Source organism: Corallococcus sp. bb12-1 (assembly GCF_026626765.1).
Taxonomy (GTDB): Bacteria; Myxococcota; Myxococcia; order Myxococcales; family Myxococcaceae; genus Corallococcus; species Corallococcus terminator.
In genome coordinates, this window is the sequence record NZ_JAPNJZ010000028.1 from 97,487 (window position 1) to 123,699 (window position 26,213).

The following is a 26,213-nucleotide window of genomic DNA, read 5'->3' on the forward strand; positions in this document are numbered from 1 at the left end:
CCCGCCCGCCGCCCGGTCGCCCCCCGTTCTCCCCCGGCCTGAACACGGGGCCGTGAATGGCCCGTGCGCGGACGCCCACCTTGTGTCTACCGTCCGCCCCACGATGAGCCGCTCCAAAGACCGAGGCCCCGAATTCACCCGCCAGTTCGAAGGCGCACAGACGCTCGACGGATTGCTGGAGCTGGCCGGCAGTCCCTGCGACACCGCCGAAGTGCTCGAACGCATGCGCGAGGCGCGTGCGGAGGGCGACGCCGCCAACGACGTCATCCCCACCCTCTTCGCCGAGGAGCCCCGCTTCAAGGACGCGGAGCTGGCGCGCCGGCTGTACCAGAACCTGCTGGGCCTCTGGGACCTGGTGCTGGAGGGCAAGTCGGTGCGACTGGATGACGGCCCGCGCCCGCCGCGTCCGAAGAAGGAGCGGCTGCAACCGCCCGCCCCCTTCCACCCCGACGCGCCTTCCGCCGAATTCGTGGAGGCCGCCTGGCGTTATCTGGAGGACGACGACAAGGCGCGCACGCGGCTGATGCATGCCTTCGAGAACCGGCAGGATGGCCTGCTGGGTGCGCTTGACGCCGCCGGCCTCACGGACGAAGGTTACGGAATCGCCCGGCACCTGCTCTTCGAGCTGCACGCCATGCTGGAGCTGGGCTGGTCGCCAGGGCTGATGGCCGCGCAGGCGGCGGCGCTGGACAGGGATTCGGATGCGCCGCCCGCGCCGGACTCCCTCCAGGCCTACGTGACGGAAGCGTTGTTCGAGGCGGAGCATGACGAGGAGCACCCCCTCGCTCCCCAGGAGCTGGCCCAGGTGCGCACCCTCGTCCAGCGGGGACTCGCGGCGCTGTGGCGCGCCCGCAAGGGGAGATGACGATGGCCCGAGACGACAATGACGGTGGTGGGTTCACCGGCAAGCGCAACAAGTCCTACCGCGAGCTGGATGCGCAGCGGGGCAAGAGCAAGTACCACTCGCGCCAGGATGACCCGGCGCAGCAGAAGCTGGAGCGCAGCGCCAGCTACCAGAAATACAAGACGGCCGCGGACGCGCTCTTCACCGGCGGAGAGCTCCCGGAAGGCCTCGCGAAGACGTTCGACCCCGAAGGCAAGCGCAAGGCCCAGAAGGCCGCTCTCCAGAAGGTGCAGGACTCGGAGACGCGCGCGGACTGGGTGAAGGGCGTCGTCGAGTACCTGGAGAAGTACCCGGAGCTGCCCGAGGACGCGTACTTCCTCGACAGCCTGCTGGACCACCCGCGCGACCGCATCGTGGACCAGGCGCTGGCGAAGCTGGAGTCGCTCCAGGAGGCCGGCACGCTCCAGAAGAAGGTGCCGAAGAGCCTGGATCAACGCCTGAAGTCCATTGAGCTCACCGGCCTGGACCCCGACATGCAGGGCCGCGCCAAGGCGCTGCGCGAGAAGCTGCGCGCCTGACGCGCGGGCTCAACGCGCGCGGGACTGGTAGACCATCACCACCGCGCGCTGGCCCGTCTTGCTGTTCTCGTGCGTGAGCCGCAGCTCGCCCCCGGGCCGCGTGTAGAGGCCGGCCTCGTCGCCGGGCTTCCAGCCGGCCTTCGCGAGCGCGTCGTCGTAGAACGCCTGCACCTGCGGGCCCGTGAGCGCCGTCTGGAAGCTCAGCGTGCGCGAGCCCTCCGCGTTGACGCGCAGCACGTCGCGCGCCTCCGGCGGCAGCGGCGCGAAGTCCCCGGACGCGGAGGCCTTCTTCGCCAGCGCGTGGTTCGCCTCGCCCAGGTACAGCGACGTGGTGCCGTCCGGCTGCGGCTGGAGGATGACCGTGTACGTGATGGCGCGGAGCGGATCGAACGCGGTGAGCATGGCGGCGTTGTTGGCCAACTGCGCCTGCTTCTTGCCGGGCGCCACGTAGAGGCCCTGGTCCCGGAACGCGTCCGCGAAGCGCTGCACCAGCACGCGCGCGTTCTCCTTCACGTGCACCGCGCGCAGCGCCACCGGGACGCCCTCCGCTTCGACAATCTCGCTGGCCTCCACGTGCTCCAACACCTGGAGCCGGGGCCACTCGAAGCGCGGGGGCACCACCTCCGGCACGCCCGCGTCCTTCGCCCAGACGGGAAGCGCCAGCACCAGCGCCAGGGCCGCGCACGCGCCGCCCACGGACTTCACGGCCGCACGCGTCCGAGCCACTTGCTGCGCCGGTTCACGTTGTACTTGGGGGAGAGGTTGTCCGCCCGGAAGGGGGACGTCTCCCAGACGGTCTGGTTGCCCGCGTGCGACCCGCCGATGCTCTGCTCGTAGTCGCCTTCCGCGCCCACGAAGCTCATGAAGAACTGGTCCTCGTTCGCGCCGCCCGGCGCGCCCACGCCCGCCATCAGCGCGCTGCCGGCGCCGCCGCCGCCGCCGTTCTTCACGTACACGCGCTCCGCCCAGGAGTAGTAGTCCACGTTCTGGCAGGGCGCGCCCGAGTTCAGGCTGAGCGGGCACGCGCGCCCCTCCGCCACGCTGGACAGGCCCCAGTCATCCAGCAGCATGAAGAAGCGGCCGCGGCAGACGCCATTCGACGCGCGTCCGGCGGCGCACACGATGAACTGGTCGGTGGCGCGCCGGTGGGAGACCTTGAAGAACTCCGGCTCCATGAACGTGCCGATGCGCTGCGTGCTCAGGACAGCGGAGGCCGTGCACGAGACGCCATCGGATTGCACCTGCATCGCCTGATTCAGCGCGGGCGAACCGGTGTCCGCGTCACTGGGACGCGTGCCGAGGATGTCGGCGCTGGTGCCCGCGGGCCGGTCCGAGTCGCACACCACGCGCATCCGCTGGGCGCGCGCGATGGCCAACTGGAGGGTCATGTCGCCCTGCACGCTGGAGCGGCCGTCGAAGTCGCCGTAGCGGCCGCTGGCCTCGCCGGCCGCCAGGGCCGCCGCGTTGGGCCGCTGGAAGACGCCCGCCTCCGGGTTGTGCATCACGTGGCCGGTGGACTCCCACAGCGCGAAGTTGGCGGCCTCCTGCACCTTGAGCGTCAGCGCGCCCACTTCCGCGAAGTAGATGCCGAACATGAGGATGGTGATGAACACCATCGTCCCCAGCGCCGTTTCCACCAGCGCCTGTCCCCGGCGTGCCGCGAAGGTTCGCTTGCCCATGGCGCGTCAGTACTTTCCATCGGTGCGGCCGCCGCCCCGATAACCCGCTTGGCCCAGCCGGCGCAGCGCGCCCGCGTGTTCGGTGAAGCCGGCCTGCTCCAGGCTCTCCGCGGGATTGTCGTCGCGGGCGCCCTCGGGGCTCACCAGGGTGGCGCGCCAGAAGGGGTTGAGGAAGTTGGGAGGCTCCTCCCAGCCGCCGCCCGCCGCCGCGGGCCGGGGCCGGTGGTAGTAGGCGATGCCCGCGGCCAGGGCCACCTGGTTGCGCTGCACGTCCTCGCGCCCGGTGGGCTGGATGCGGCCCAGCGGCGCCGCGTTGTCGAACAGGGTCTCCTGGCCCGCGAACTTGAACGTGAACATCAGGTTCCAGGGGTCCGGCCGGGCCCTGCGGCTGGCGCTGCCGTAGTCGCGCAGCAGCATGGCGTACAGCTTGGGCTGCCCGAAGTCGTTCTCCCCGCCGTTGTCCTGCAGGAGCCCCGCGTTGAAGCCCACCGAGTACGGCCAGATGCCCGGGCAGACGACGCAGGCGCCCAGCGTGTGCAGCTCATCCACCGGCTTGCCGGACTCCGAGCCCTGACCGGGGGCCGGGTGGAGCATGAAGACGTGCTGGTCCTGATTGGACTGGCGCTCGTCGGACATCACCCACGCGTTCGCGGAAGGGCTCGGGTAGATGTTGCCGTCCGGGCAGGGGACGACCGCCGCCGCCAACCCGTGGTCGTGCGCCCACGAGTTGCGGCCGGAGATGGTCTGGTAGGTGGAGGAGTCCATGCCTCCGATGCTGGCGTAGTGCTTGAAGCCCGGGTTGTTCGCGGCCATGCCCGAACCGAAGCCCGCGCTGCCGGTGGGCCGGCCGTGCACCCACGTCCAGCCGATGCTGCCCATGGTGGCGTTGAGCATGGCGGTGCTCTGGCCGCCGCCGCTCGTCGTCACCGCGCCGGTGGCCGTCGGCGTCGTGCCGGCCTTCTCCTGCTGCATGATTTCGTCCTGGCTGGGAACCGAGCCCGAGCCTCCGGACACCTCCGCCAGGGACTTGTTGGCGCCCTCCGCGGGAGCATCGAGCTCCGGGTTGACCGCCTGGGCGATGGCCTTGGAGAGCTGCTGGCCCGCCAACTGCCCGCCCACCAGCCGCGAGTAGATGGCCAGCTCCCCGCTGTACATGGCACCGGCCTGTCCCTGGAGGGACCGCACCTGGTCGGCGGCGGCCTGGTCCAGGACGGCGAACATCGGGTCGGGCACGGGACAGGGCGTGGCCTTGCGCGCGGCGTGGTACTGGCTGCCGAAGCTGATCATCGACTGGGTGCCGGCCATGGCCACCATGTGGGCGATCTGCGCGCGGTTCATCACCGCGATGGCGTTGAACGTGCGCGCCGTGGACACCGCCTGGCTGTAGGCCGCCGCGTCCGCCGCCATCTGGATTTCGATGCGCTCCTTGGCGCGCATGCCGAAGCCCAGCGTCATCAGCACCATCAACGTCAGCAAGAGGAGCGTGAGCGAGAACAGGACCAGCGCCTGTCCGCGTCCGCCGTGCCTCAGAAGCCGTGCAGGCTGCATGCGGCGCCTCCCTGGAAGTTCTCCGCCTTCACCGGCGTCATCATCCGCATCGCGGCGTGCACCTGGATGGGGAACAGGTAGTGCCCCTGTCCGCTCCACTTCACCATCCGCGAGCCCAGGTCGCCCCCGGGCCACTCATCCGCGCCCAGCTCCACGTCGGTGTCGTTCCACCAGTCCGCCTTCTTCTCCACGGGGTTCAGCGGATTGGCGCTGTTGTAGTTCTTGAGGTGGAAGTGGGCGAGGAACATGCGGCTCATCACCCAGTCCGCGAACGGGATGCGCATGTAGTACCAGGCCACCATGCGGATCTCGAGCGTGCGCCGCCGCAGCTCCACCGCGGAGTCCGTGGGCACGTCGAACAGCAGGTCCTCGTTCCCGTCCAGGCCGCGCACCCAGGCGACGTCCGGCGACTCGCGGACGATCTCCACCATGGGCCCTTCGGTGAAGAGATCTCCCTTCGAACCGCTCACGCGCAGGTAGTTGCGCTCGCGCTCCTCGAAAGCCCTCGCCAGCTTCGCGCCCGTCGTGGTGGACGTCACCGTGGGCAGCATCGTCACCAGCGCCGCGTGCGTCATCGCCTGGCAACTGCCGTGGTTCAGGCTGCCCGCGCGCACCGCGCGGTACACCGCCACCTGCGCGAGGATGCGCCCCTGCAACAGCATGAAGAGCTGCAGGGAGCCCAGCACCAGGAACACCACGAGCGGCATGCACAACGCCGCTTCCACGGCGGCCTGACCTGATTCGAAATGCCGTCGCTGGGAGTCGGAGGAGGCCATGGGGGGATGTAGGCTTCCTCCTAGATTCTCGATGATTGGGGAATCGGTCAAATGGCCCGTACCCGTCGGAACGTCATTCCATTGCGTTCCAACGGTTATTCAACGGTTGAGGGCGAAACCGCAAGCCGAGTCCAGCACCACCGTGGCCCCGGAGAGGGCCTGGAGCAGCCGCGCATAGTGCTGGCGCTCCGCGTCAACCTGGGCGTCCACCGCCTCTGGGGGCAGGCCCTGGTGGGAGAGGGACAGGCGCAGGCGGGCCTCGCCAGCGTCGCGTTCCGCCTCCAGGGCCTTCCGGGCCTTCTGGGCGCGCCGGGCCAGCTCGGTTTGGGCGGCGGCCTGGGCCACCGGGAGGGCGGCGTCCACGAAGGGGCCGAAGCCGGGGAAGGACTGGTGGACCTCGTCTCCCTTGAGGGCGCGACCGTCGGCTTCCAGGCCAGGCAGGACCGAAGCGTCGGCGACGGGGCCGTCGGGGCCCTCCACCACGGCGACGGGCAGCAGGGTGCGCTCCAGGAAGCGCGCCAGTTGGCGGCTGGGGACGCGCGCGCCGGGGGACGTGTCCTCGGGCTCCGGGAGCTGGACGTGGAAGAGCAGCTCCAGGCCGCGCACGGGCTTCTTCAGGCCACGCTTCTCGATGAGGCGGAAGCCGCTGCGGCCGTAGGGGCCGTCCTTGAGGAAGCCGAACAGCGCCTCCACCAGCGGGTGGCCGGTGGCGAAGTACTCCAGCTCCTCCGCCTCCACGGCGGTGTCGCGCCAGAAGGTGCCCAGCAGCGTGCGGTCCTGCATCACGTCGATGCCGGGCAACCCTTCGACGTTGAGCGCGTGGCCGAACTGGAAGGCCACCTGGAAGGCCTCCACCTGTTCGTCCACGTCCACGCCAATGCCCACCCGGCGCGCCAGCTCCGTGACGGTCTCCTCCAGGCGCTCATCCAGGTCGCGCGCCACGCTCCACAGGCCGTCCTCCAGCGGCGCGGCATCCTCGTCGGCGTCGTCGTCCTCGGACACCTCGTCGCCCATGCGCTCGTGCGCGCGGGCCACCAGCCGGGCCACGGCGGGCTTGTCGAAGCTGCGCACGTCCAGCAGCGGATCATACGCGCGCGTCACCTGCGCTCGCGCCGCCTCCACGCGCGTCTTCAGTTCGGCCGCGTAGCCGACGCGCGCCTCGCGGGGCAGCAGCGCCAGCTCCGCGATGCGCGACTCCACCTCCTCCAGCACCGCGTCCAGGCCGCCCACCGTCTCACCGAAGACGCCCACCGCGTCCGCCAGCAGCATCAGCACGTCCGACGCGAGCGTGCCCGCGGGGTCGAAGACATGGATGTCCACCGGGTGCGCCTGCCCGATGCGGTCCAACCGGCCGATGCGCTGCTCCACCGTGGAGGGGCTCCACGGCAGGTCGTAGTGCACCAGGTGGTGCGCGAACTGGAAGTTGCGGCCCTCGCCACCCACCTCGGTGCAGATGAGCACCTTGGGTCCTTCCGGGTCGCGGAAGCGCGCCACCTGCCGGTCGCGCTCCAGGAGCGGCAGGTCACCGTGATAGCCCAGCGCCTCCACGCCCTCGCGTGACAGCTCCGCCTGGAGCGACTCCAGCGTGTCGCGGCTCTCCGTGAACACGAGCACCTTCGCGCGCGGCTCCGCCTTCCAGATGCCGCGCAGCACACCCACGAACGCGAGGAACTTCGCGTCGCGGCCGGGCAACCTCAAGTCCGCTTCCTTCAGCGCCGGGTTCGCCCTCACCGCGCCCGTGAAGGCCGCGGGGCTGGACTCCAGGCGCCGGAGCACGTTGGCCAGCGGCGCGCCCCTCAGCGTGCCCTGCGCCAGCGTGGCGAGCGCCGTGTCGCGGGCCTTCAACTCCTCCGCCGTGAGCTGCACCGGGTGCCGGTGGAGCCTGCGCGTGGAGAAGCCGCCCACCACCGCGCGCCGGTTGCGCACCAGCCGGTCCGACAGGCTGTACGTCTCCGCCAGGTGCTCGAGCAGCGCCCCAGGCTCCTTCAGCGTCTGGAGCCGCGCATCCTCCGGGAAGCGCTTCGCCAGCGCGGCCACGGCGGCCTTCGCGCCCTTGCCCTCATGCAGCGCGCGCACCGCGGCGGACAGCTCCTCCTGCCGTTGCAGCCGCGCCTCGAAGCCCTTCACCGAAGGCGCCGTCGTCGCGTCGATGAGGGTGAGCAGCCCGTGGTACTCCGCCGGATCCAACTGCATGGGCGTGGCGGTGAGCAGCAGCAGGCCCCACGCGTTGGAGGCCAGCCCCTGCGCGGCGGCGAAGGCCTTCTCGCCCTTCAGGTGGTGCGCCTCGTCGATGATGACCAGGTCCCAGAACGCGTCCTCGGCCGCCACCTCCTCGCGGTGCTCGCGGGTGCGGCTGAGCAGCTCCAGGCTCGTCACCACCAGCGGGAAGCGCGCCCAGGGAGAGACGTCAGGCGCCTCCTTCAGCGACTGCTCGTAGCGCTCCGAGTCCATCAGCGTGAAGAGCTGGTTGAACTTGTGGAACAGCTCCACCAGCCACTGCAGGGTGAGGTGGCTGGGCGCCACCACCAGACACCTTCGCGCGAGGCCCACGAGTCGCAGCGCGCTGAACACCATGCCCGCTTCAATCGTCTTGCCCAGGCCCACCTCGTCCGCCAGCACGAAGCGCGGACGGCGCGCGGACAGCACCCGCTGCACCACGCCCACCTGGTGCGGCTTCACCATCACCCGGCTGGCCAGCAGCGCGCCCAGCGCATCACCCCGGCGCTCGTCGTCCAGCACCAGCGCCTGCTTGCGCAGCATGAACGCCTTCGCGTCCCCCACCCGCCCGTCGCGCAGCGTGGACAGCAGGTCGGAGCGCGGCGCCTGGCAGCGCACCTCGGACTCCGGCAGCTCGTCCTCCTCGCCATCCTCGAAGCGCACCACGTAGCGGCGCAGGCCTCGCGCGCCGGGCTCCTCGCCCAGGACGGTGGCCTTGCGCCCCTTCGGCGTCTGGATGGGTTCGCCCTTGGGCAACGGATACGCCACCAGCGCGCCGCCCCGGGTGGACACCAGCACCGGCGCGTCCTCGCGGGACGGGAAGGCGATGAGCGCCTTGGCCCCCTCTTCCTGCAACGACAGCAGATGCCCCACGCCCCACTCGGGCTGCGGGAGGTAACGGACCTTCAGACCTTCGACGAGAGACGCCATAGAAGAGCAACAACCGGGTGCGAAGAGGGGGGCGCTCCATAACGTCCCAGCGCCCGGAAGGCCATTTCACGGGCACCGGACGGCCCGTTCCCCCGGCCGCCCGCCCCCTTCCCCGCGATCGCCCCGCGCCCCGGCCCACGTGAACGGCGGTCCTTTTCTGGATCTCCACCGGATTCCCAGATGTCCACCATTCGACACCCGGGCCCAACCCGCCCGCCAGGAACTTTTCTTCTCTGACGGCGAGGTGCATCCTGCCCAGGTATTCTGGGAAAACATGGGTTAATGACTACCCTGCCCGGGAGTGCGATGTCATTCGCCCTACTTTTTCAGTGATGCTGCGGGTCCTTCTGCACAGAAGCGCTCGGTGCCGTCGGGGGGGAGTGCCACATGCTGCGTCGCTGGACCTTCGCTCAGCGGGTCGGGGCGGGTCTGTCCGTGTGCCTTCTGGCCGGACTCATCCTGCTGGCCACCATGGTTTCCGCGGCCCACACGCTGGTGGCCGGCGACACCCTCGCCACGCACCACGACTCCCACCTGCTCACGTTGCTCGCCGCGCTGCTGGGCCTGGGCTGCGTGGCCGCGCTGGGCATGGTGCTGAGAAACGCCCTGGGCCCCATGCACGCGGAGCGGCTGCAGAGTGAACAGCGGTTGCATCTGTTCATGGATGGCGTGTCCGACTACGCGCTGTGCTTCCTGGAGCCGGACGGCAAGGTGTCCTGCTGGAGCACCGGCGCGGAGCGGCTCACCGGCTGGACGTCCGAGGACATCGTAGGACAGGACGTGGAGCTGCTGCACGTGCCGGACGCGGTGTCCCGGTGCGTGCCGGCCAGCTACCGCGAGCGCGCCGCCCGCGAGCGGCGGTTGCAGTCCGAGGGCTGGCGGATGCGCAAGGACGGCTCGCGCTTCTGGGCGGAGAGCCTGCTCACCGCGCTGTACGACGACGCGGGCCGCCTCCAGGGCTTCGCGGAGGTGACGCGCGACATCACCGAGCGCAAGCGCACCGAACGCATGCAGGCGCTGCTCGCCGAGGCCGGCCGCGTGCTCCAGCCCCAGGCCGGCGCGGAGGCCCTGGGCGCCGACCTCACCCGCCTGTGCGTGCCGGAGGTGGCGGACGCGTGCGTGCTCTACCTCCCGGACGAGGACGGCCACGTGCGCCCCGGCGCGGTGACGTGCGCGGACGCGGCCACCCAGACGCGGCTATGGGAACCCCTGCTGCGCCGGCCCGCGCGCGACGAGCCCGGCCCCGCGCGCGTCGTCTACACCGGCCGCGCCGAGCGCTTCGCGGAGGTGGATCCGGAGCGGCTGCCCGCGTCCGTCAACGACAGCACCTACGGCGAGCTGTGGCGCGCGCTGGGCGTGCGCTCCGCCCTGAGCGTGCCGCTCATCGTGGACAACCGCGTGTTGGGCGCGCTGTGCCTGCTGTCCACCCGCCCGCACCGTCACTACGGCGCCGCCGACCAGGCCTTCCTGGAGGAGCTGTCGTCCCGCGCCGCGCTGGCCCTGGACAACGCCCGCCTGCTCGCCGCCACGCAAGGCGCCCTGGAGCTCATCGGCGTCGCGGCGCACGACCTGGGCAACCCGCTGAGCTCGCTCCAACTGCGCCTGCGCCGCCTGCGCCTGCAGTGCGCCCCCGCGAACGCGGAAGACCCCCGCCTGCGTGAAGGGCTGCTGCTGGCCGAGGACGAGACCAAACGCCTGGGCCGGCTGGTGCACAACCTGTTGGACTTGTCGCGCCTGTCCGGCGGCCGGCTGGAGCTGGAGGCGCGGCCCATGGACCTGGTGGAGCTGGCGCGCGAGGTGGTGGCCCGCCACGAGGACCAGGCCACCGCCGCCGGCTGCGCCCTCACCGTCCACGCCCGGGGCGCCGCTTCCGGCCGCTGGGACCGCCAGCGGCTGGACCGCGTCCTCACCAACCTGGTCAGCAACGCCCTCAAGTTCGGCCGGGGTCAGCCGGTGGAGGTGCGCGTGGAGCACGACGCCCACAAGGCCCGGCTCATCGTGCGAGACCACGGCGCCGGCATCCCCGTGGAGGACCAGCAGCGCCTCTTCGCCCGCTTCGAGCGGGTGACCACCGACAGCCACGCCCCCGGCTTCGGCCTGGGCCTCTACATCGTCCGGCAGCTCGTGGAAGCCCACGGCGGCACCATCCGCGTCCACAGCCGCCAGGGTGAGGGCGCCGAGTTCACCGTCGAACTCCCGTTCTCCCTGGAAGTCCCGGTGAGCGTCGTCGCGGCGATTCGAGCCTGACCCCTCCGGGTGGGTTGTGCCCCAGGCACCCCTCCCATCCAGTCCCAAACAATCTGGTTCTCCTCTGAGCGGAATTATTCTCAGAAGTTGAATCGATCTGTTGGTTGTGGATATTCTTCGTACGGCTAAAACTACTCACTCCCGGTAAAAGCCGGTTCTGAGTCGGACCTCATCCGCCACCGTCCCCCCGACGGAAGGGCTACCGGGTCCACGAAACGCGACGCTGTGACTGTAAGCGTCCGCCAATCAAGCCTTCGAGGAGTCCCCCATGGTGGCAGTTGGAGCTTTCAGGGCGCGGTGTACTCGCACTTCCCCCCGCGTGGGTTCCGCGGGCCGCGCGAGCTTGCTGGCCGCGATGACGGGCCTGGCGCTGGCGTGCGGCGGGCAGGACACTTCAGGTTCCGAGGCCTCCGCCTCCCTGGAGCAGGAAGCCCCGCTGGAGCTTTCCTCCCAGTCCCAGGCGGTGACGGACGACGAGGCCCGCTGGGGTGGCGGCAACAGCAAGACGCCGGTGGGCCTGGCCCTGGAAGTGGACAACGGCAAGGGCGTGCCCTTGAAGGTGAAGGCCGGGCAGACGTTCTGGGTGAACCAGATTGATTTGCGCGCCTCCATCAACGCTGGCGTGGACGAGGGCGTGAACGGCCTGCGCCAGAACAGCGACTTCCTGGCCGCCGGGTGGGCCGGTGTGCGCCTGGAGGACGAGGAGTTCGTCGGCCTCTCCAATGCGGACGGCACCTTCACCCGCCGCCGCTTCTACCGCGACGCGGCCTGGATGAAGGTGACCAGCCTCTTCACCGTGGAGCCGGTCGACGCGCGCGGCATCCTCACCGGGCCGCCGGTGCTCTTGAACATCGGCAGCGAGGAGTCGCGCCGCACGGAGCGTGACGACTTCTTCATCCGCCGTCTGCGCGCCATCCAGTGGGCGCGCGACTGTCGCAGCCTCACGGACTGTACGAGCGCGAAAGCCTTCGAGGAGGAGGCGCTGGTAGAGGTCCGCAACGCGTACGACCACGCGAAGAAGCAGACGCTGACCTTCACGTCCCAGACGAAGGGCCTGCGCCTGCGCTGGAGCCTGCGGCCGTTCGCGCCCTACTACATCCCCGTCACGCAGGTGGCGTCGCCCGCGTACGACTACGGGTTCGGCATCGACATCAAGGCGCTGACGGCGCCCCGCAAGGACGGCACGTATGCCCCCGGGTCGGATGTCACCTTCCAGATGACCCTGAAGGACGGGAAGGGCAAGCGGCTGCACCCCGCCGGCAGCCTTCCACTCTACAGTGAGGTCGCACTGCCGGGTGCTCCCGGCAATGACGCCGGGATCCAGTACTATCAGGCCTTCTTCGACCCGACCGCCACGTACTACCGCCGCAAGCACCGGGAGCGGATGATGATGACGCAGCTCATCGGGCCTGCGCAGGACATCAAGCCCATCCGGACCATCATCGACCTGGAGGCGTTCCTCGACGACTCCCAGGACGTGCAGACGCTCGCCACCCCGGCGCGCGACGGCGTGTACGCGCAGTTCAAGATCTTCCCCTCCGCCAACAAGCTCTTCGGCGGCGCCTTCTTCCCCAATGAAGGCCGTTGGGACGCGCCCGTCAGCGACACCTGGACCTACAAGCTGCCCGCGGACGCGAAGCCCGGCACCTACCTGGTCACGGCCAAGAGCCGCCGCGTGTTCCTGGGTGAGGACATCCCCGGTTCGCGCACCATCGAAATCCAGGTGGGTACCAAGACCCACACTGAAGCCAAGCTGACCACCGGGCCCTGCAACAGCTGCCACAGCAAGGGCGGCGAGCTGGGCACCGTGCTGCACGGAAACGACAACCGCGCCGCGTGCGCGTCGTGTCATGCTCCGCTGGGCTTCGAACTGGAAGGCCCCATCTTCGTGCGCACGCACTTCATCCACTCGCGCTCCAACCGCTTCGACGCGCCCCTGGAGAAGTGCTCTTCCTGCCACCTGGACAAGGAGACCACGCAGCGCACCAGCAAGGCCGCCTGCCTGTCGTGCCACAAGAGCTATCCGGACAGCCACGTGAAGTCCTTCGGCCCCATCGAAAGCATGTACGTCGGTGGCGGTCGCGAATCGTTCCAGCAGTGCACCGGCAGTTGTCACAAGACACACCCGGGCAGCGGCCTCTAGCCGCCCAAGCCCGGGGCGCAAGGGAAGGTCCTCCATGGCCAACGTGAAGATGCAGACGGCTCGCTCCACACTCACGGATCCAGTCGCTGCCGCGGAGGACCTCCTGAAACAGCTTCACGGCCCCCCGCCGAAGCTGGTCACGCTGTTCGCCTCCCGCCAACGTGACCAGCGCGCGCTCAACCGCGCGGTGCGCGAACGGCTGCCGAAGGACACCCGGCTCGTGGGCGCCACCACGGCCGGGGAGCTGGACAACAACGGCATCCACACCAACAGCGTGGTGATGGGCGCGCTCTCCGGCGACTTCGAGGTCGGCCTGGGCCTGGGCAGCGGCCTCACCGGCGACGCCATCGCCGCGGGCGCGCAGGCCATCAAGCGCGCGTGCGAGGAGCTGGGTGTACGCCAGCAGGACCTGGACGCGCGCCGGTACGTGGGCCTCGTGATTGACGACGGCTTCCGCTACAAAAAAGAAGAGCTGCTGCTGGGCATCCTGGAGAAGAACCAGACGCTGGTGCTGGTGGGCGGCGGCGCCAGCGACTCGGAGCCGGACCCGTCGCGCCAGTCCGCGCTCATCCACGTGGATGGCGAAGTGGCCGGCGACGGCGTGCTCGTGGCCCTCTTCAAGACGAGCGCACCCTGGGCCGCGCTGCGCTCGCACTGGTACGTGCCCACCGGGCAGCGGCTCACCATCACCAAGGTGGATGAGACGCACACGCGCGCGCTCGAAATCGACGGTTTCCCGGCCGCCAAGCGCTACGCCGAAATCCTGGGCGTCACCCCGGAAGAGCTGGAGTTCGGCAAGCCCAAGGGCTTCGCCGTGCGCCCCACCGCGTTGAAGGTGGGCCGCGAGTACTTCATCCGCGCCGCGTGGCGGCCCCTGGAGGACGGCTCCATCCTGTTCGCCAACCTGCTGGAGGAGGGAAGCGAGCTGGATTTGATGAAGGCAGGCGACCTGGCGGGTATGACGCGCGACTTCTTCGCCGAGGAGCTGCCCAGGCGGGTCCAGAACCCCCAGGCCGCCCTCCTGTTCCACTGCAGCGGACGCATGTGGTACGCGAACGCGACAGGCGTGGTGCCCCAGCTCTCCGAAGCCCTGAAGCTCGCACCATCCGCTGCTGGGATGAACGTGCAGTTCGAGATCTACTCAGGCTTCCACATCAACACCACGCTGACCGTGCTGGCGTTCGGTTCCAACTAGACACATGGCCAACCAACCGTTCGACGTGGCGCTCGCGGAAGCTCCGCTGGGGTACACCCTTTCGCTGCTCCTGGTGGGCAGCGAGCGCGAAACGCGCGCGATGCGCGATGCACTGGAGCGCGAGGACATCCTCTCCATGCTCACGCTGGAGCAGGCGTGCTCGCAGGACGCCCTGGAGAAGGCGCTGGCGCGGCCCTACGCGCTGGTGCTCCTGGGCTCGGAGCTGCCGGGGCTGTCCTGGGACGCCATCCACGCGGCGTGGGGGAAGCGCGGGCTGTCACTCGCGTTCGTGGTGAGCTCTCCCGCCTGGAACCCGGACACGCTGGATGCCGCCATGCGGCTCGGGGCGCTCGACTACGTCACCGAGGACCGCTACGGCCACCTGCCCTTCATCGTCGCGCGCGAGCTGCGCCTGCACGCCGAGCGCGCCCAGCACCAGGCGACGGGCGTGGAGCTCAAGCGGACCAACTACCTGCTGAGCAACATCATCGACGCGCTGCCCTTCGTGTTGTTCGTGAAGGACGCCCAGACGCGCCGGCTGGTGGTGGCCAACAAGACGTTCGCGGACGCCTTCAAGGTCACCAAGGAATGGCTGCTGGGGAAGCTGGACCACGACTACTTCCCGCATGACCAGGCGGACTCGTTCGTCGCCATCGACTCGGAGATCCTCGAGACCCGGAAGATGAAGACGTTCGAGGAGGTGGCCCGCGCGGACGGCGAGGACCGCATCTTCGCCACGCGCAAGATTCCGCTGGTGGACGACCAGGGCATCGCGCGCTTCGTGATGGGCGTCACCGACGACATCACCGAGCGCAAGCAGAACGAAGCCATGCTGCGCGCCTCCAAGGAGGAGCTGGAGGCCGCCAACCTCCAGTTGGCCGCCAGCCTGGAGGAGATCAAGAAGACGCGCGCGGTGTCCGCCCGCTCCCTGGCGAGCTACCAGCAGCGCGCGCTGCAGATGGAGATCATCCGTCAGCAGAACGAGGACCTGGACCGGCTGGCCCAGGAGCTCTCCGTCGCCAAGCGCAACGAAGAGGAGCGCGCGCGCGAGGCCGAAGGCGCCGTGCGACTCAAGAGCGAGTTCCTGGCGAACTTCAGCCATGAGATCCGCACCCCGCTCAACGGCATCATCGGCTACTGCGACCTGTTGATGCGCGAGGAGGGCAACCGCCTGACGCCGCACGGCCGGCGCGACCTCAACGTGGTGAAGTCCAACGCCAAGACGCTGCTGGCGCTCATCAACGACATCCTGGACCTGTCCAAGATTGAAGCGGGCCGCGTGGAGGTCGTCACCGAACCGGTGGACGTGCAGGAGCTGGCCGACGAGTGCATGGCCACGGTGAAGGAGTACCTGAAGGGCAAGGACGTCGCCCTCACCGTGCACGTGGACGCGGAGGCGGCCGAGGTGCGCACGGACGCGCTGAAGCTGCGGCAGATCATGCTCAACCTCTTGAGCAACGCGGCCAAGTTCACCGACACGGGCGAGGTCGCCCTCACGGTGGTGCCCGCGGGCTCCGGCGAGATGCTGATGACGGTGGAGGACACCGGCGTGGGCATCCCCTCCGACCAACTGCCCTTCATCTTCGAGAAGTTCCGCCAGGTGGACGGCTCCACCACGCGCAAGGTGGGCGGCACGGGGCTGGGGCTCGCCATCGTGCGCGAGCTGTCGCGGGTCCTGGGCGGCACCGTGGACGTGACGAGCACGCTGGGCCGGGGCTCCACCTTCACCGTGCGACTGCCGGACGTGCTGGCCACCACGGTGGGCGCCAACAGCCCGCATGCGACGGAGCGGCTGGTCCCCATCCAGGACGTGGCGCAGAAGCTCGCGCCCATGGCGCGGCCGGGCAGCACGGTGCTGGTGGTGGATGATGATCCGCTCATCCAGCAGCTCGTCACCGGACAGCTTGAGCCCGCGGGCTTCAAGGTCGTGACGGCGGATGACGGCATCGCCGCGCTGAAGCTGGCGCGCGAGCTCAAGCCGCAGGCCATCCTGCTGGACATCCACCTGCCCCGGATGGACGGCTGGTCGGTGCTGAGCCAGCTCAAGAGCGAACCCTCGCTCGCGGCCATCCCGGTCATCCTCGTGTCGGTGGAGGAGCAGCGCGCGCGCGGCTTCAGCCTGGGCGCGTGTGAGTACCTGGTGAAGCCGGTGGAGCCGGAGCGGCTGGTGGAGGTGGTGCAGAAGAGCCTCGCCTCCGCGGGCGCCACCTCCGCCACAGGCGACGTGCTGGTGGTGGACGACGACGCGGCCACGCGCGAGCTGGTCAGCCGCAACCTGCGCCGCGCGGGCTTCTCCACCAACGAGGCGCGCAACGGCGAAGACGCGCTGCTCAAGGCGCGCGTGTCGCCGCCGTCCCTGGTGGTGCTGGACCTGATGATGCCGAACCTGGACGGCTTCGAAGTGCTGCGCCGGCTGCGCGCGGAGAAGCTGTCCGTGCCGGTGGTGGTGCTCACCGGCAAGACGCTCACCCCGGAAGAAGAGACGCTCCTGCGCGACGGCTTCGCCGGCTTCGTGCGCAAGGGCGGCACGGCCCTGGAGGACGTCATCTCCCAGGCCAAGGGACTGCTCATGTCCCAGCGCGCCGCGAGCGCCGGCAAGCTGCCCCGCATTCTGTACGTGGAGGACAGCGAGCAGAACCGCGACATCGTCCGCCGCTACCTGGGCGGGCTGTATGACCTCATCGAGGCGGAGGACGGCGAGCAGGGGTTGGAGCGCGCGAAAGCCGACGTGCCGGACCTCATCCTCATGGATTTGTCCCTGCCGAGACTCGACGGCTGGGAAGTCACCCGCAGGCTCCGGGCGTTGCCGGATGGGCAGAACGTGCCCGTCATCGCCGTCACCGCCCACGCGGGGCGCGAATACCAGGACAAGGCGCAGGCGGCCGGTTGCACGGCCTACCTCACCAAGCCCCTGGATCGCGATCAGTTGATCGAGACGATTCGTCAGTACCTAGGGAGAAGCCATGGCTGAACCAAAACCGCGCGTCCTTGTGGTGGACGACGACCCGGACCTGCTCGACCTCGTACAGCGCTCGCTGAGCGCGTACGGGTTCGAAGTGCAGACCCACACGTCCGCGTTGGGTGTGTCCAACATCGTGCGCGCGTCCGAGCCGGACTTCGTGCTCATCGACGTGAACTTCCCCGCCCTCAAGGGGGACAAGGTCGTGGGGCTGGCGCGCCAGTACGCGCCCCCCGGCACCCGCTTCATCCTCTACTCCGCGTCGGATGAGGCGAAGCTGCGCTCGCTGGCCATCGCCTCCGGCGCGGACGGCTACATCTCCAAGAGCGTGCAGGGCGCTGACCTGGCCCAGAAGCTCAACGCGATGCGTCTGAAGCCCCGTCCGGCCACGCCAGGCCGGAATCCCTCCCCCGTTGAGGGGTAAGCAGCGCCCCTGGGTGCGCCCGACCCCTCGGGCCACCCTGCCTCCTGGTGCGAGAATAATCTCGGAAAGTGATAACCAAGTAGGGCTGACATCTTGAACTCTACAGAAAGCCCTGTAAGGTAGTCGCTTCTAGAGTTTTCCGCGCTCACTGTTCCCCCCGAACCGGGGCGCATTCCACCCAGCACTCATACGTTCCTGCACCCCGGAGGGAGCTATGTTCATGTCCACTGATTACAGCCACGCGGAAAAACTGAAGCACGAGCTGACTCAGCCGCTCTTCAACCCGATGCTGAAGAAGTGGGTGGGCAAGGGAGAGCTGGACTACGAGCGCTACCTGCACACGGGGACGCTGCTGGGCCTGCAGTCCGCGGAAGCGGAGCGCGTGTCGCACGACGAGCTGATGTTCCAGATCGTCCACCAGTCCCAGGAGCTGTACCTGAAGCTGGCGTCGCGGGAGATTGTCGAAGTGGTGGCGGAGCTGGACCGGGACGCCCTGTGGGCGGTGGTCGCACGGCTGGCGCGGGTGCAGCGCATCCTCCAGTGCATCAGCTCGGAGATGGCCATCCTGGAGACGATGACGCCGGAGGCGTACCAGGTCATCCGCCGCAGCCTGGGCAACGGCAGCGGGCAGGAGTCGCCGGGCTACAACACGTTCCGACTGGCGGCCACGGGGCTGGAGTCCGCCGTGGAGCGCATGCTGGAGCGCCGGGGCGTGACGCTGATGCAGATCTACACGGCCGGGGGGCACGAGGATCTGAAGCACGTCTGTGAGAACCTGGTGAGCATGGACGAGGCCTTCCAGGGTTGGCTGTTCGCGCACTTCCAGTTGGTGCGCCGCACCATCGGCGTGGACCGTTCCGTGAAGGCGCTGGATGGGCTGCCCACGCAGGTGCTGGCCGGTCGCATGACCCTGCCGCTGTTCCGCGCGCTGTGGGACGTGCGCGTGGAGATGACCCAGAGCTGGAAGCGCGAGGGTGGCTACGCGACGGGTGAGCACCGCGGCGGGATGGACATGCACGCGGCGGCTCGCGCGGGCGGCTGCCCGATGATGCACTCCCACGCCGCGCCGACCCCGATGCACTCCCACGCCGCGCCGGCCCCGATGCACGCCCACGCCACGCCGGCCCCGATGCACGCCCACGCCACGCCGGTCCCGATGCACGCCCACGCCGCGCCGGCCCCGATGCACGCCCACGCCGTGCCGCCTCCGATGCACGCCCACGCCGCGCCGCCGGCGTATCCCCATCCCCACGAGCTGAGGAACCAGACGTGAGCGGAGGGATACTCCCGGGGGCCCTGCGCGCGGAGTATCCCCTGCTTGAGACCTGCACGTACCTCAACAGCAACTCCACCGGGGCGATGCCTCGGGCCGTGGAGGGCGTGCTCACGCAGTACTGGACCACGATGCGCACGTGGCGCGACGCCGTCTGGGATGGCTGGCTGTCCCAGATGCAGGGCTACGCGGACGCGGTGGCGGGCCTCATCGGCGCTCCGCCCGCGTCCGTGGCGTTGGACTTGAACCTGAGCGCGCACCTGTCGCGCCTGGGCACCTGCCTGGACTTCAGCGGCGAGCGCCGCCGCGTCGTCGTCACCGACCTGGAGTTCCCCACGGTGCCCTTCATCTGGAAGGGCTTCGCGCGCTACGGGGCGGAGCTGGTGGTGGTGCCGTCGCGCGACGGGCGCGTGGATGAGGCGGCGCTGGAGGCGGCCATCGACGAGCGCACGCGGCTGGTCTGCGTGTCGCACGCCGCGTTCTCCACCGGCGCGCTGCTGGACGTCGCCCGCGTGGCGAAGGCGGCGCACGCGGCCGGAGCGCTCATCGCCACGGATGCGTACCAGACGGTGGGCACGGTGCCCGTGGGCGTGCGCGCGCTGGACGTGGACTTCCTCATGGGCGGCGCGCACAAGTGGCTGGGCGGCTCCGAGTACGCGTTCATGTACGTGCGTCCGGAGCTGCTGCCCACGCTGCGGCCCGCGGACACCGGGTGGCTGGCCGGAGCGACGCCGCTGGCCTTCCAGGCCGCGGGGGACTGGGCGCCGGATGCGCGGCGGATGATGGGTGGCACACCCGCGCCGCTGATGGTGCTGCTGTCGCGGCCGGGGTTGGATCTGTTGAAGGGCGTGGGCATCACCGCCGTGCGCGAGCACTCGCTGAAGCTCACGTCGCGGCTGATGGCCCGCGCGGATGAAGCGGGCCTGCGCGTGGTGACGCCGCGCGAGCCGCACCAGCGCGGCGGCATCGTGGCGCTGAGCTTCCCCGGCGACGTGAGCGTGATGCAGCGGCTGGTGGCGCGCGGCTTCATCTGCAGCCACCGGGGCTTCCTGCGCGTCGCGCCGCACTTCTACAACACGCCGGAAGAGGTGGATGGCTTCATGGACGCGCTCCTCGAAGAGCAGCGCAAGGAGGCCGCATGAGCGCGGCGCTGTCATCCCCGCCGGTCGCTCCGGCCTCCGCTCCACCTCCGCGTGAGGCCGCGTCACCGCGCGCTTTGCTGCACCTGCTGTTCAACGGCGCGCGCGCGCTGGACGTGGTGGAGACGGCGCTCGGGCTGGGCCTGCTGGACGCGCTGGAGCCCGGGCCGGTGACGCTGGGGGAGCTGGCCACGCGGCACGGCTTCGTGCCGCAGCGGCTGTACAAGTTCCTCGACTGCCTGGAGAGCCTGGGGCTGGTGCAGCGCGAGCAGCCCTCCGACGCGCTGGAGGACACGCGCTACCGGGGCGTGCAGGGCCTGCGCGCGGCGGCGGAGGCGGTGCTGGGGCCGCGCGCGCTGGAGCGCGACCGGGAGAAGTACGACTGGAAGGCGCTGCACGGCCGGCTGCCGGAGGTGCTGCGCGGCCAGCACTCCATGTCCGCCGCCTCCTTCGACTGGCCTCCGCGCACGCCCGAACAGGTGGAGGGCTTCGAGGCCAGCATGGCCGCGGGCCTGGGCCCCATCCTGGAGACGTTCCGCGCGCACGCGGGCGCGCTGTGGCCTTCCGGGGCCCGGCTGCTCGACGTGGGCGGCGGGGACGGGACGCTCGCGGAGCACCTGCTGCGCGAACACGCGAAGGTGGACGTGGACGTCTACAACCTGCCCGCCACCGAGGCGCTCGTCACGCGCACGCGCGAGCGCGCGGGACTGACGCCCAAGCGCCTGGGCTTCGTGGGCGGGGACTTCCTGCGCGAGGCGCTTCCCCAGGGCTACGACGCGCTGTCATTCGTGCGCGTGCTGCACGACTGGCCCGCGGAGGTGGCGCGCCAGTTGATGCAGGCCGCCTTCGCCGCGCTGCCTTCGGGCGGACGGGTGCTCATCTGCGAGGAGTTCCGCACGCCGGAGCGACTGGCGGCGCAGTTCTTCTGGTCCTACTTCCTCATCGGCGTGGACGCGTGCTCCAGCCGGCTGCGCGAGGTGGAGTTCTACCTGGACGCGCTCACCACCGCGGGCTTCCGGGACGCGCACGTGCTGCCCGGTCCGTTCGAGCTCGTAGTGGCCACGAAGCCCTGAAATCCGACAGGGCCCCACCCTCCAGGGTGGGTCGTTTCCCCCGGGCCTCCTTCCTCCCTACAATGCGGTGTCGGACGCCGGACAACCGGGACCTTGCGGCAGGTCACGGCGGCCGTGGGGGTGCTCAACTTACCCTCAGTCGCAGGTCAGCCAAACGCAGACGGGAGGAGCCTGTATGACAGGTCCCCGGTCACGAACGGGGTTGAGGGCAGCACGGCAGGACCACGGGTCGTCGGAGCAGCCGCGGGAAGCCCCCGCGACGCGTGGAGGAACACCGGCGGCGCGCACGCACCTGGAGCGCGAGGTGATGGTGCCGGTGGATGACGCCGTCCTCCTCCGGGGGCGGTTGGCGGTGCCCGCGGGCGCGCGGGGCGTGGTGGTGCTGGCGCGAGGCAGCGACAGCAGCCGCCAGAGTCCCCGGCTCGCGCAGACCTCGCGCCTGTTCCAGGCGATGGGACTGGGCACCCTGCTGTTGGACCTGCTCACCAGCGAGGAGATGGAAGAGCGCCGCACTCGGCAGCTTCGCTTCAACATGGGCCTGTTGGGCCTGCGCATGGCGGGCGCGGCGCGGTGGCTGCAACGCGAACCCCACACCACCGGATTGCGCGTGGGCTACTTCGGCGCGCACACCGGCGCGGGCGCGGCGCTGTCCGCCGCGGCCAACCGTCCGGAGCTGGTGGACGCCGTCGTCTCCCGGGGCGGCCGGCCCGACCTGGCCGGCGCGGTGCTCCCCAAGGTGCGAGCCCCCACGCTGCTGCTCGTGGGCGGGGCGGACGCGCTGGGCCTGGACATCAACCGCCGGGCCTACGCCGATCTCCAGGCACCGAAGCACATGGAGATCATCCCGGGCGCGACCCACCACTTCCAGGAGGACGCGGAGCTGGAACGGGTGGCCGAGCTCGCCGGGGAATGGTTCCTCCAACACCTGGGGGCGCCCCGGTACGAATTGGAAGGGGACCCCGCGCCGACGCCCTGAGCGACGCGCCCGGGGTGTGGCGAGGACTCCACCGGGAGGCCCCCTGGCGCGAACGTCCAGGGGGCTTCCGGGTGTCTGTCATTGCGAGAAGAGCACCGGACGCGTCACGCCCAGCTCGCACGCCATCACGGCGAGCTGCGCGCGGTTCTCCGGGCCCAGCTTGCGGTAGATGTTCGTCAGGTGGGCCTTCACGGTGCGCTCGGTGATGCCCAGGTGCGCGGCGATCTTCAGGTTGTCCGCGCCCGCCGCCACGTAGCCCAGGACTTCCCGCTCGCGCAGGGTGAGGGCGGTCAGCGCGGAGGCCGGCGCGCCGGTATCCTCCAGGTTCAGGGCCTGGGGGTTGAGCATCTTCATGGGGATCAGCCGTTCGCCCCGGGCCAACCGGGCCACCGCCTCCACCACCTCGTGAGCGCTCACGTTCAGCTTGCACAGGTAGCCGGCCGCCCCGGCCTGGAAGCAGCGCTCCACCACCTCCGGCTCATGGTGGCCGGACAACACCAGCGGGCGCACGCGGGGATGGAAGTCGTGCAGGTGCTTGAGCACGATGACGCCGTCCTCCACCGAGCCCCGGCCCACCTGCTCCAGCCGCAGATCCACCAGGGCGACGTCAGGCGCGGCGGCGCGCATGGTGGACAGGAACGTGCTGGTCTCCGCGCAGCGGGCCACCACCTTCATGCCCGCGCCCTCCAACAGCGCCACCAGGGTCTCCCGGAAGAGCAACTGGTCTTCCAACACCGCGACGCGGATCTCACTCCCGGTCAGCTTCATTTCCACAGCCACGCAGCCACCCCTGCTTCCCCCTGCGAGTCACGACACGCCTTGGACACGATGACACAGTCGTCCCCGGGTTTCGCTTCGCGAGGCCGTGCCTTCGAAAGCAGAGAGACTGGGCTGGCGAACATGTTCAGGAGGGGTGAGGTCGGGAAGCGGGTGTTGCTGGAGTCCAGGCGCTGCGCTAGGCCGTCTGGATGGCGCCCCGCCCCCCCCGAGACAGTGAACTCGAAGCCATCCTGGAGAAGGTGAGGCAGTCCCGCAGCTTCGACTTCCGCAATTACAAGCGCGCCACGTTGCAGCGCCGCATCGAGCGGCGGATGCAGGCCACGCGCTGCCGCACCCGCACCGCCTACCTGGCGCTGCTGGAGCGGGATCCGGGAGAGGTGAACACGCTCGTCTCCTCCATGCTCATCAAGCTGACCACCTTCTTTCGCGACCGCGAGGTGTGGCAGGCATTGGAGGAGTCCCTGGCGGAGCTCGTCCGTCAGCGGCCGGACAAGGAGCTGCGCATCTGGAGCGCGGGCTGCGCCACCGGCGAGGAGGCGTATTCGCTCGCCATCGCCGCGGCGGAGGCCCTGGGGCCGGGCTACCCCGGCCCGGAGCTGAAGGTGTTCGGCACGGACGTGGACGAGGGCGCCATCGCCGCGGCCCGGCGCGGCGTCTACGCGCCGGAGCAGTTGGAGAACGTCTCCAAGGAGCGGCTGGCGCGCTGGTTCGTGCGCACCGGCAACACCTTCACGGTGCGCAAGGAGATCCGCCGCGCGGTGGTGTTCGGGGTGAACAACCTGGTGTCGGACGCGCCCGTGTCGCGCATCGACATCATCCTGTGCCGCAACGTGTTCATCTACCTGGACTCGGACCTGCAGAAGCGGGTGCTGGCACGCTTCCAGTTCGCCCTGCGGCGCAACGGCCTGCTGATGCTGGGCCGCTCGGAGCTCATCCCCTTCGCGGCCCGCCTCTTCCGGCCCGTGGACCTGGCGCGGCGCATCTACCGCAAGGACGTCCACGTGGGGCTGGCCACCACGACGCAGGACCGCCTGATTCCGGAGCGCACCCCTGCGCCCCACCTCATCGCGACCGCGGTCGAAACCGAGCACCCCTTCCTGCGCGACATGCTGGACTCCCAGCCCTGTCCCATCATCGCCACCGACAACGACGACACGGTGACGTTCTGGAGCCGCGCGGCGGCGCGGCTGTGGAACCGCGACGAAGGCGACGTGCTGGGCAAGAAGCTGTCCGCGCTGGAGCTGGGCGGGTTCGTCGGCGACCTGCTCATCGAACAGACCGGACGGGTGCGCAATGGCCGCACCGAGCGCGAGTTCTCCCTCGGGGTGCTGGAGATCCCCGGGGGCGGATCCGTCACCCTGCGCACCCAGGTGGTGCCCCTGCGCGAGCGCGCGGGGGCGCGCCGGGGCCTGCTGTACATCACCCACGACGTCACCCAGGTCCGGGAGCTGGAGCAGGCCTTGCGGAGGGCGCAGGAGGAGTTGCAGGCCATCAACCTGCGGATGCAGTCCTCCAACGAGGAGCTGCGGGCCTCCAACGAGGAGCTGGAGACGACGAACGAGGAGCTCCAGTCCACCAACGAGGAGCTGGAGACGACGAACGAGGAGCTCCAGTCCACCAACGAGGAGCTGGAGACGACGAACGAGGAGCTCCAGTCCACCAACGCGGAGCTGGACACCACCAACCGCGAGCTGGCGCACCGCACGCTGGAGATGGACTCGCTGACCTTCACCCAGCGCACCATCATCCGCTCCCTCTCCGCCGCGGTGCTGGTGCTGGAGGGCGACGGACGCATCACCACCTGGAACCTGGCCGCTGAGCGCCTCCTGGGCCTCACCGAGCGCGAGGCGGTGGGCCAGAAGCTGTGGTCCCTGCACGTGCCCGCCCTCAAGCGGCCCCTCCTCCAGAAGCTGCGCCGGCACCTGATGGAGAACCGCGCCCTGCGGATGGAGGGCGTCCCCTACCAGCTCCCGCACGGAGGCACGGGCAGCGCCACCCTGGTCGCGACCCCGCTCGTCAACGAGGCGAACACCCTGGGCTCCATCGTGCTCTTCGAGGACACCACCCGGGCGACGGCGCTGCTGGAGGAGAACCGCCTCCTCAAGACGAAGAGGAAGTCTTGAGCGCACGGCGCCCGCCGACGCCGTCCCCACCCGCCGTCGCGCTGGAGGAGAAGCCGGGGCTGCTGCGCAAGTACCGCGAGCTGCTGACCAAGCACGAACGACTGGTGCACAAGCTGGAGGAGCGCACCGCGGTGCACGTCAGCACCTTCCGGCTGTCCAGCTGGGCGCTGGAGACGAGCGACAGCGCGCTGGCGGTGTTGAGCGCGGGCAGCGTGGTGCTGGCCAACGCGCGCTGGCATGCGCTCAACAAGAGCCGCGGGCCCTGGCAACGCACGACCGAGCCCGGCCTGGGCGTGCGGACGGATGCCGTGCCGACGCATGCGTCGCTGCGGGAGCTGGCCCAGGTGGAGGTGGAGGCGGCGCTGGCCCCGGAGGCGGTGGGGTCGCGCGTCACGCGCTACCGCCAGACCCAACCCATCCACCCCCAGGTGCTGGAGGTGCGCTCGGAGCGCGTCGCCGGGCCCCTGGCGGGTCACGTGCTGGTGCTCGCGCGCGACATCACCGCGCAGGCGCATGACGAGGAGGAATTGCTGCGCGCGCGCTCCACCCTGCTGGAGCGCGCGCAGCTCCGCGCCCTGGGCGAGCTGTCGGCGGGCATCGCGCACGACCTGCGCAACACGCTCAACGCCATGCGGCTGCGACTGGAGATGCTCCAGCACGACGTGGCCCCCACGGGCCAGCACCAGCCGCACCTGGAGGCCCTGGCGCGCATCGTGTCCGACGCGGACGCGCGCGTGAGCCGGCTCCAGGACTTCACGCGCCAGAAGGCCAGGGCCTCCCGGGAGCGCGTCCAGCTCACCGAGGTGGTCCGGGACGCGGTGGACATCGCCCGGGGCGGCATCGAGCACCGTTCCCTGCCGCGGGGCCACGCCCTGCGCCTGGACGTGGTGATGCCCCCGCGACTGCCGCTCGTGGCGGGTTCGGCGATGGAGCTGAGATACGTCCTCATCAACCTGCTCATCAACGCCCGCGACGCCATGCTCCGGGGCGGCACCATCCACGTGCGGGCCGACCACCAGGGCGGGAAGGTGCGGCTCACGGTGGAGGACGAAGGCTCCGGCATCGCCCCGGAGCACCTGCCCCACCTCTTCCAATCCTTCTTCACCACCAAGGGCAACGAAGGCACCGGCCTGGGATTGTCCATGGCCCACGGCGTGGTGACACGCGCGGGCGGCACGCTCACCGGCGCCAACCGGCCGCGGGGAGGCGCGGTGTTCACGCTCACCTTCCCAGCCATCAAGGAGGCCCGGAAGCGCGCGAAGAAGGCCCTGGCGACGAAGGCGCCCGCGCGCCGCAAGTCGCGCTGAGC

19 protein-coding genes are annotated in these 26,213 nt (G+C 70.2%); 13 read left to right on the forward strand and 6 right to left on the reverse strand.

The features are described from left to right. The first annotated feature begins 103 nt into the window (after nt 1-103). Both OV208_RS34305 and OV208_RS34310 read left to right on the forward strand, forming a co-directional pair. Nucleotides 104-865, forward strand: a complete 762-nt coding sequence (locus OV208_RS34305; protein WP_267578150.1) for a hypothetical protein — start codon at nt 104-106, stop codon at nt 863-865. A gap of 2 nt (nt 866-867) precedes the next feature. Continuing rightward, nucleotides 868-1,422 (forward strand): hypothetical protein, encoded by a 555-nt coding sequence (locus tag OV208_RS34310; RefSeq protein WP_199732912.1) that lies wholly within the window; start codon nt 868-870, stop codon nt 1,420-1,422. Nucleotides 1,423-1,431: 9 nt separating this feature from the next. Here the strand turns inward: OV208_RS34310 and OV208_RS34315 are convergent, their stop codons facing one another. The 5 genes from OV208_RS34315 to OV208_RS34335 form a co-directional block, all read right to left on the reverse strand. Continuing rightward, entirely contained in the window at nt 1,432-2,127 is a 696-nt protein-coding gene (locus OV208_RS34315; RefSeq protein WP_267578151.1) for a hypothetical protein, read from the reverse strand. Next, entirely contained in the window at nt 2,124-3,101 is a 978-nt protein-coding gene (locus OV208_RS34320) for a hypothetical protein (RefSeq protein ID WP_267578152.1), read from the reverse strand. Before OV208_RS34320 ends, OV208_RS34315 begins: the two co-directional genes overlap by 4 nt. Before the next feature lie 6 nt (nt 3,102-3,107). After that, complete coding sequence (locus tag OV208_RS34325) at nt 3,108-4,649, reverse strand: pilus assembly protein (protein ID WP_267578153.1); 1,542 nt, start codon at nt 4,647-4,649, stop codon at nt 3,108-3,110. Beyond that, on the reverse strand, nt 4,628-5,425 hold the full coding sequence (locus tag OV208_RS34330) for a TadE/TadG family type IV pilus assembly protein (RefSeq protein ID WP_267578154.1): 798 nt from the start codon (nt 5,423-5,425) through the stop codon (nt 4,628-4,630). The genes OV208_RS34325 and OV208_RS34330 overlap by 22 nt, the downstream gene beginning before the upstream one ends. A gap of 99 nt (nt 5,426-5,524) precedes the next feature. Beyond that, the gene (locus OV208_RS34335) at nt 5,525-8,572 is read right to left on the reverse strand and encodes a helicase-related protein (RefSeq protein WP_267578155.1); all 3,048 of its coding nucleotides are present in this window, start codon (nt 8,570-8,572) and stop codon (nt 5,525-5,527) included. A 387-nt stretch (nt 8,573-8,959) separates the two neighbouring features. Here OV208_RS34335 and OV208_RS34340 point away from each other — a divergent pair, with 387 nt between their 5' ends. The 9 genes from OV208_RS34340 (at nt 8,960) to OV208_RS34380 (ending at nt 22,001) form a co-directional block, all read left to right on the forward strand. Then, on the forward strand, nt 8,960-10,819 hold the full coding sequence (locus tag OV208_RS34340) for a sensor histidine kinase (protein ID WP_267578156.1): 1,860 nt from the start codon (nt 8,960-8,962) through the stop codon (nt 10,817-10,819). 268 nt (nt 10,820-11,087) lie between these two features. Beyond that, nucleotides 11,088-12,962: a cytochrome C gene (locus OV208_RS34345; protein WP_420715076.1), complete on the forward strand. Its 1,875-nt coding sequence runs from the start codon at nt 11,088-11,090 to the stop codon at nt 12,960-12,962. A 34-nt stretch (nt 12,963-12,996) separates the two neighbouring features. Continuing rightward, nucleotides 12,997-14,157: an FIST signal transduction protein gene (locus OV208_RS34350; RefSeq protein ID WP_267578157.1), complete on the forward strand. Its 1,161-nt coding sequence runs from the start codon at nt 12,997-12,999 to the stop codon at nt 14,155-14,157. A gap of 4 nt (nt 14,158-14,161) precedes the next feature. Next, complete coding sequence (locus OV208_RS34355) at nt 14,162-17,128, forward strand: response regulator (protein WP_267578158.1); 2,967 nt, start codon at nt 14,162-14,164, stop codon at nt 17,126-17,128. After that, the gene (locus OV208_RS34360) at nt 17,121-17,540 is read left to right on the forward strand and encodes a response regulator (protein WP_120532300.1); all 420 of its coding nucleotides are present in this window, start codon (nt 17,121-17,123) and stop codon (nt 17,538-17,540) included. The genes OV208_RS34355 and OV208_RS34360 overlap by 8 nt, the downstream gene beginning before the upstream one ends. Before the next feature lie 220 nt (nt 17,541-17,760). After that, nucleotides 17,761-18,813 carry a tryptophan 2,3-dioxygenase family protein gene (locus tag OV208_RS34365; protein WP_267578159.1) on the forward strand — a complete coding sequence of 351 codons (1,053 nt, stop codon included), beginning with the start codon at nt 17,761-17,763 and terminating at the stop codon, nt 18,811-18,813. After that, a complete protein-coding gene (locus tag OV208_RS34370; RefSeq protein WP_267578160.1) occupies nt 18,810-19,955 on the forward strand; it encodes an aminotransferase class V-fold PLP-dependent enzyme in 1,146 nt (381 codons plus the stop codon). Before OV208_RS34365 ends, OV208_RS34370 begins: the two co-directional genes overlap by 4 nt. After that, nucleotides 19,952-21,025, forward strand: a complete 1,074-nt coding sequence (locus tag OV208_RS34375) for a methyltransferase (protein WP_267578161.1) — start codon at nt 19,952-19,954, stop codon at nt 21,023-21,025. The genes OV208_RS34370 and OV208_RS34375 overlap by 4 nt, the downstream gene beginning before the upstream one ends. 175 nt (nt 21,026-21,200) lie before the next feature. Beyond that, nucleotides 21,201-22,001: a dienelactone hydrolase family protein gene (locus tag OV208_RS34380; RefSeq protein ID WP_267578162.1), complete on the forward strand. Its 801-nt coding sequence runs from the start codon at nt 21,201-21,203 to the stop codon at nt 21,999-22,001. 78 nt (nt 22,002-22,079) lie between these two features. On the opposite strand, the gene OV208_RS34385 is transcribed toward OV208_RS34380, so the two are convergent. Continuing rightward, the gene (locus OV208_RS34385) at nt 22,080-22,781 is read right to left on the reverse strand and encodes a response regulator transcription factor (RefSeq protein ID WP_267578163.1); all 702 of its coding nucleotides are present in this window, start codon (nt 22,779-22,781) and stop codon (nt 22,080-22,082) included. 188 nt (nt 22,782-22,969) lie between these two features. Here OV208_RS34385 and OV208_RS34390 point away from each other — a divergent pair, with 188 nt between their 5' ends. Both OV208_RS34390 and OV208_RS34395 read left to right on the forward strand, forming a co-directional pair. Further along, the gene (locus OV208_RS34390; RefSeq protein ID WP_267578164.1) at nt 22,970-24,904 is read left to right on the forward strand and encodes a CheR family methyltransferase; all 1,935 of its coding nucleotides are present in this window, start codon (nt 22,970-22,972) and stop codon (nt 24,902-24,904) included. Continuing rightward, nucleotides 24,901-26,211: a sensor histidine kinase gene (locus tag OV208_RS34395; protein ID WP_267578165.1), complete on the forward strand. Its 1,311-nt coding sequence runs from the start codon at nt 24,901-24,903 to the stop codon at nt 26,209-26,211. Before OV208_RS34390 ends, OV208_RS34395 begins: the two co-directional genes overlap by 4 nt. The last annotated feature ends 2 nt before the right edge of the window (nt 26,212-26,213 follow it).

Coding starts and splice junctions, on each gene's coding strand:
- OV208_RS34330 (WP_267578154.1), bottom strand. CDS start 5,425: ATGGCCTCCTCCGACTCCCAGCGACGGCATTTCGAATCAGGTCAGGCC.
- OV208_RS34390 (WP_267578164.1), top strand. CDS start 22,970: ATGGCGCCCCGCCCCCCCCGAGACAGTGAACTCGAAGCCATCCTGGAG.
- OV208_RS34345 (WP_420715076.1), top strand. CDS start 11,088: ATGGTGGCAGTTGGAGCTTTCAGGGCGCGGTGTACTCGCACTTCCCCC.
- OV208_RS34310 (WP_199732912.1), top strand. CDS start 868: ATGGCCCGAGACGACAATGACGGTGGTGGGTTCACCGGCAAGCGCAAC.
- OV208_RS34325 (WP_267578153.1), bottom strand. CDS start 4,649: ATGCAGCCTGCACGGCTTCTGAGGCACGGCGGACGCGGACAGGCGCTG.
- OV208_RS34355 (WP_267578158.1), top strand. CDS start 14,162: ATGGCCAACCAACCGTTCGACGTGGCGCTCGCGGAAGCTCCGCTGGGG.
- OV208_RS34365 (WP_267578159.1), top strand. CDS start 17,761: ATGTCCACTGATTACAGCCACGCGGAAAAACTGAAGCACGAGCTGACT.
- OV208_RS34335 (WP_267578155.1), bottom strand. CDS start 8,572: ATGGCGTCTCTCGTCGAAGGTCTGAAGGTCCGTTACCTCCCGCAGCCC.
- OV208_RS34320 (WP_267578152.1), bottom strand. CDS start 3,101: ATGGGCAAGCGAACCTTCGCGGCACGCCGGGGACAGGCGCTGGTGGAA.
- OV208_RS34360 (WP_120532300.1), top strand. CDS start 17,121: ATGGCTGAACCAAAACCGCGCGTCCTTGTGGTGGACGACGACCCGGAC.
- OV208_RS34350 (WP_267578157.1), top strand. CDS start 12,997: ATGGCCAACGTGAAGATGCAGACGGCTCGCTCCACACTCACGGATCCA.
- OV208_RS34375 (WP_267578161.1), top strand. CDS start 19,952: ATGAGCGCGGCGCTGTCATCCCCGCCGGTCGCTCCGGCCTCCGCTCCA.
- OV208_RS34380 (WP_267578162.1), top strand. CDS start 21,201: ATGACAGGTCCCCGGTCACGAACGGGGTTGAGGGCAGCACGGCAGGAC.
- OV208_RS34305 (WP_267578150.1), top strand. CDS start 104: ATGAGCCGCTCCAAAGACCGAGGCCCCGAATTCACCCGCCAGTTCGAA.
- OV208_RS34340 (WP_267578156.1), top strand. CDS start 8,960: ATGCTGCGTCGCTGGACCTTCGCTCAGCGGGTCGGGGCGGGTCTGTCC.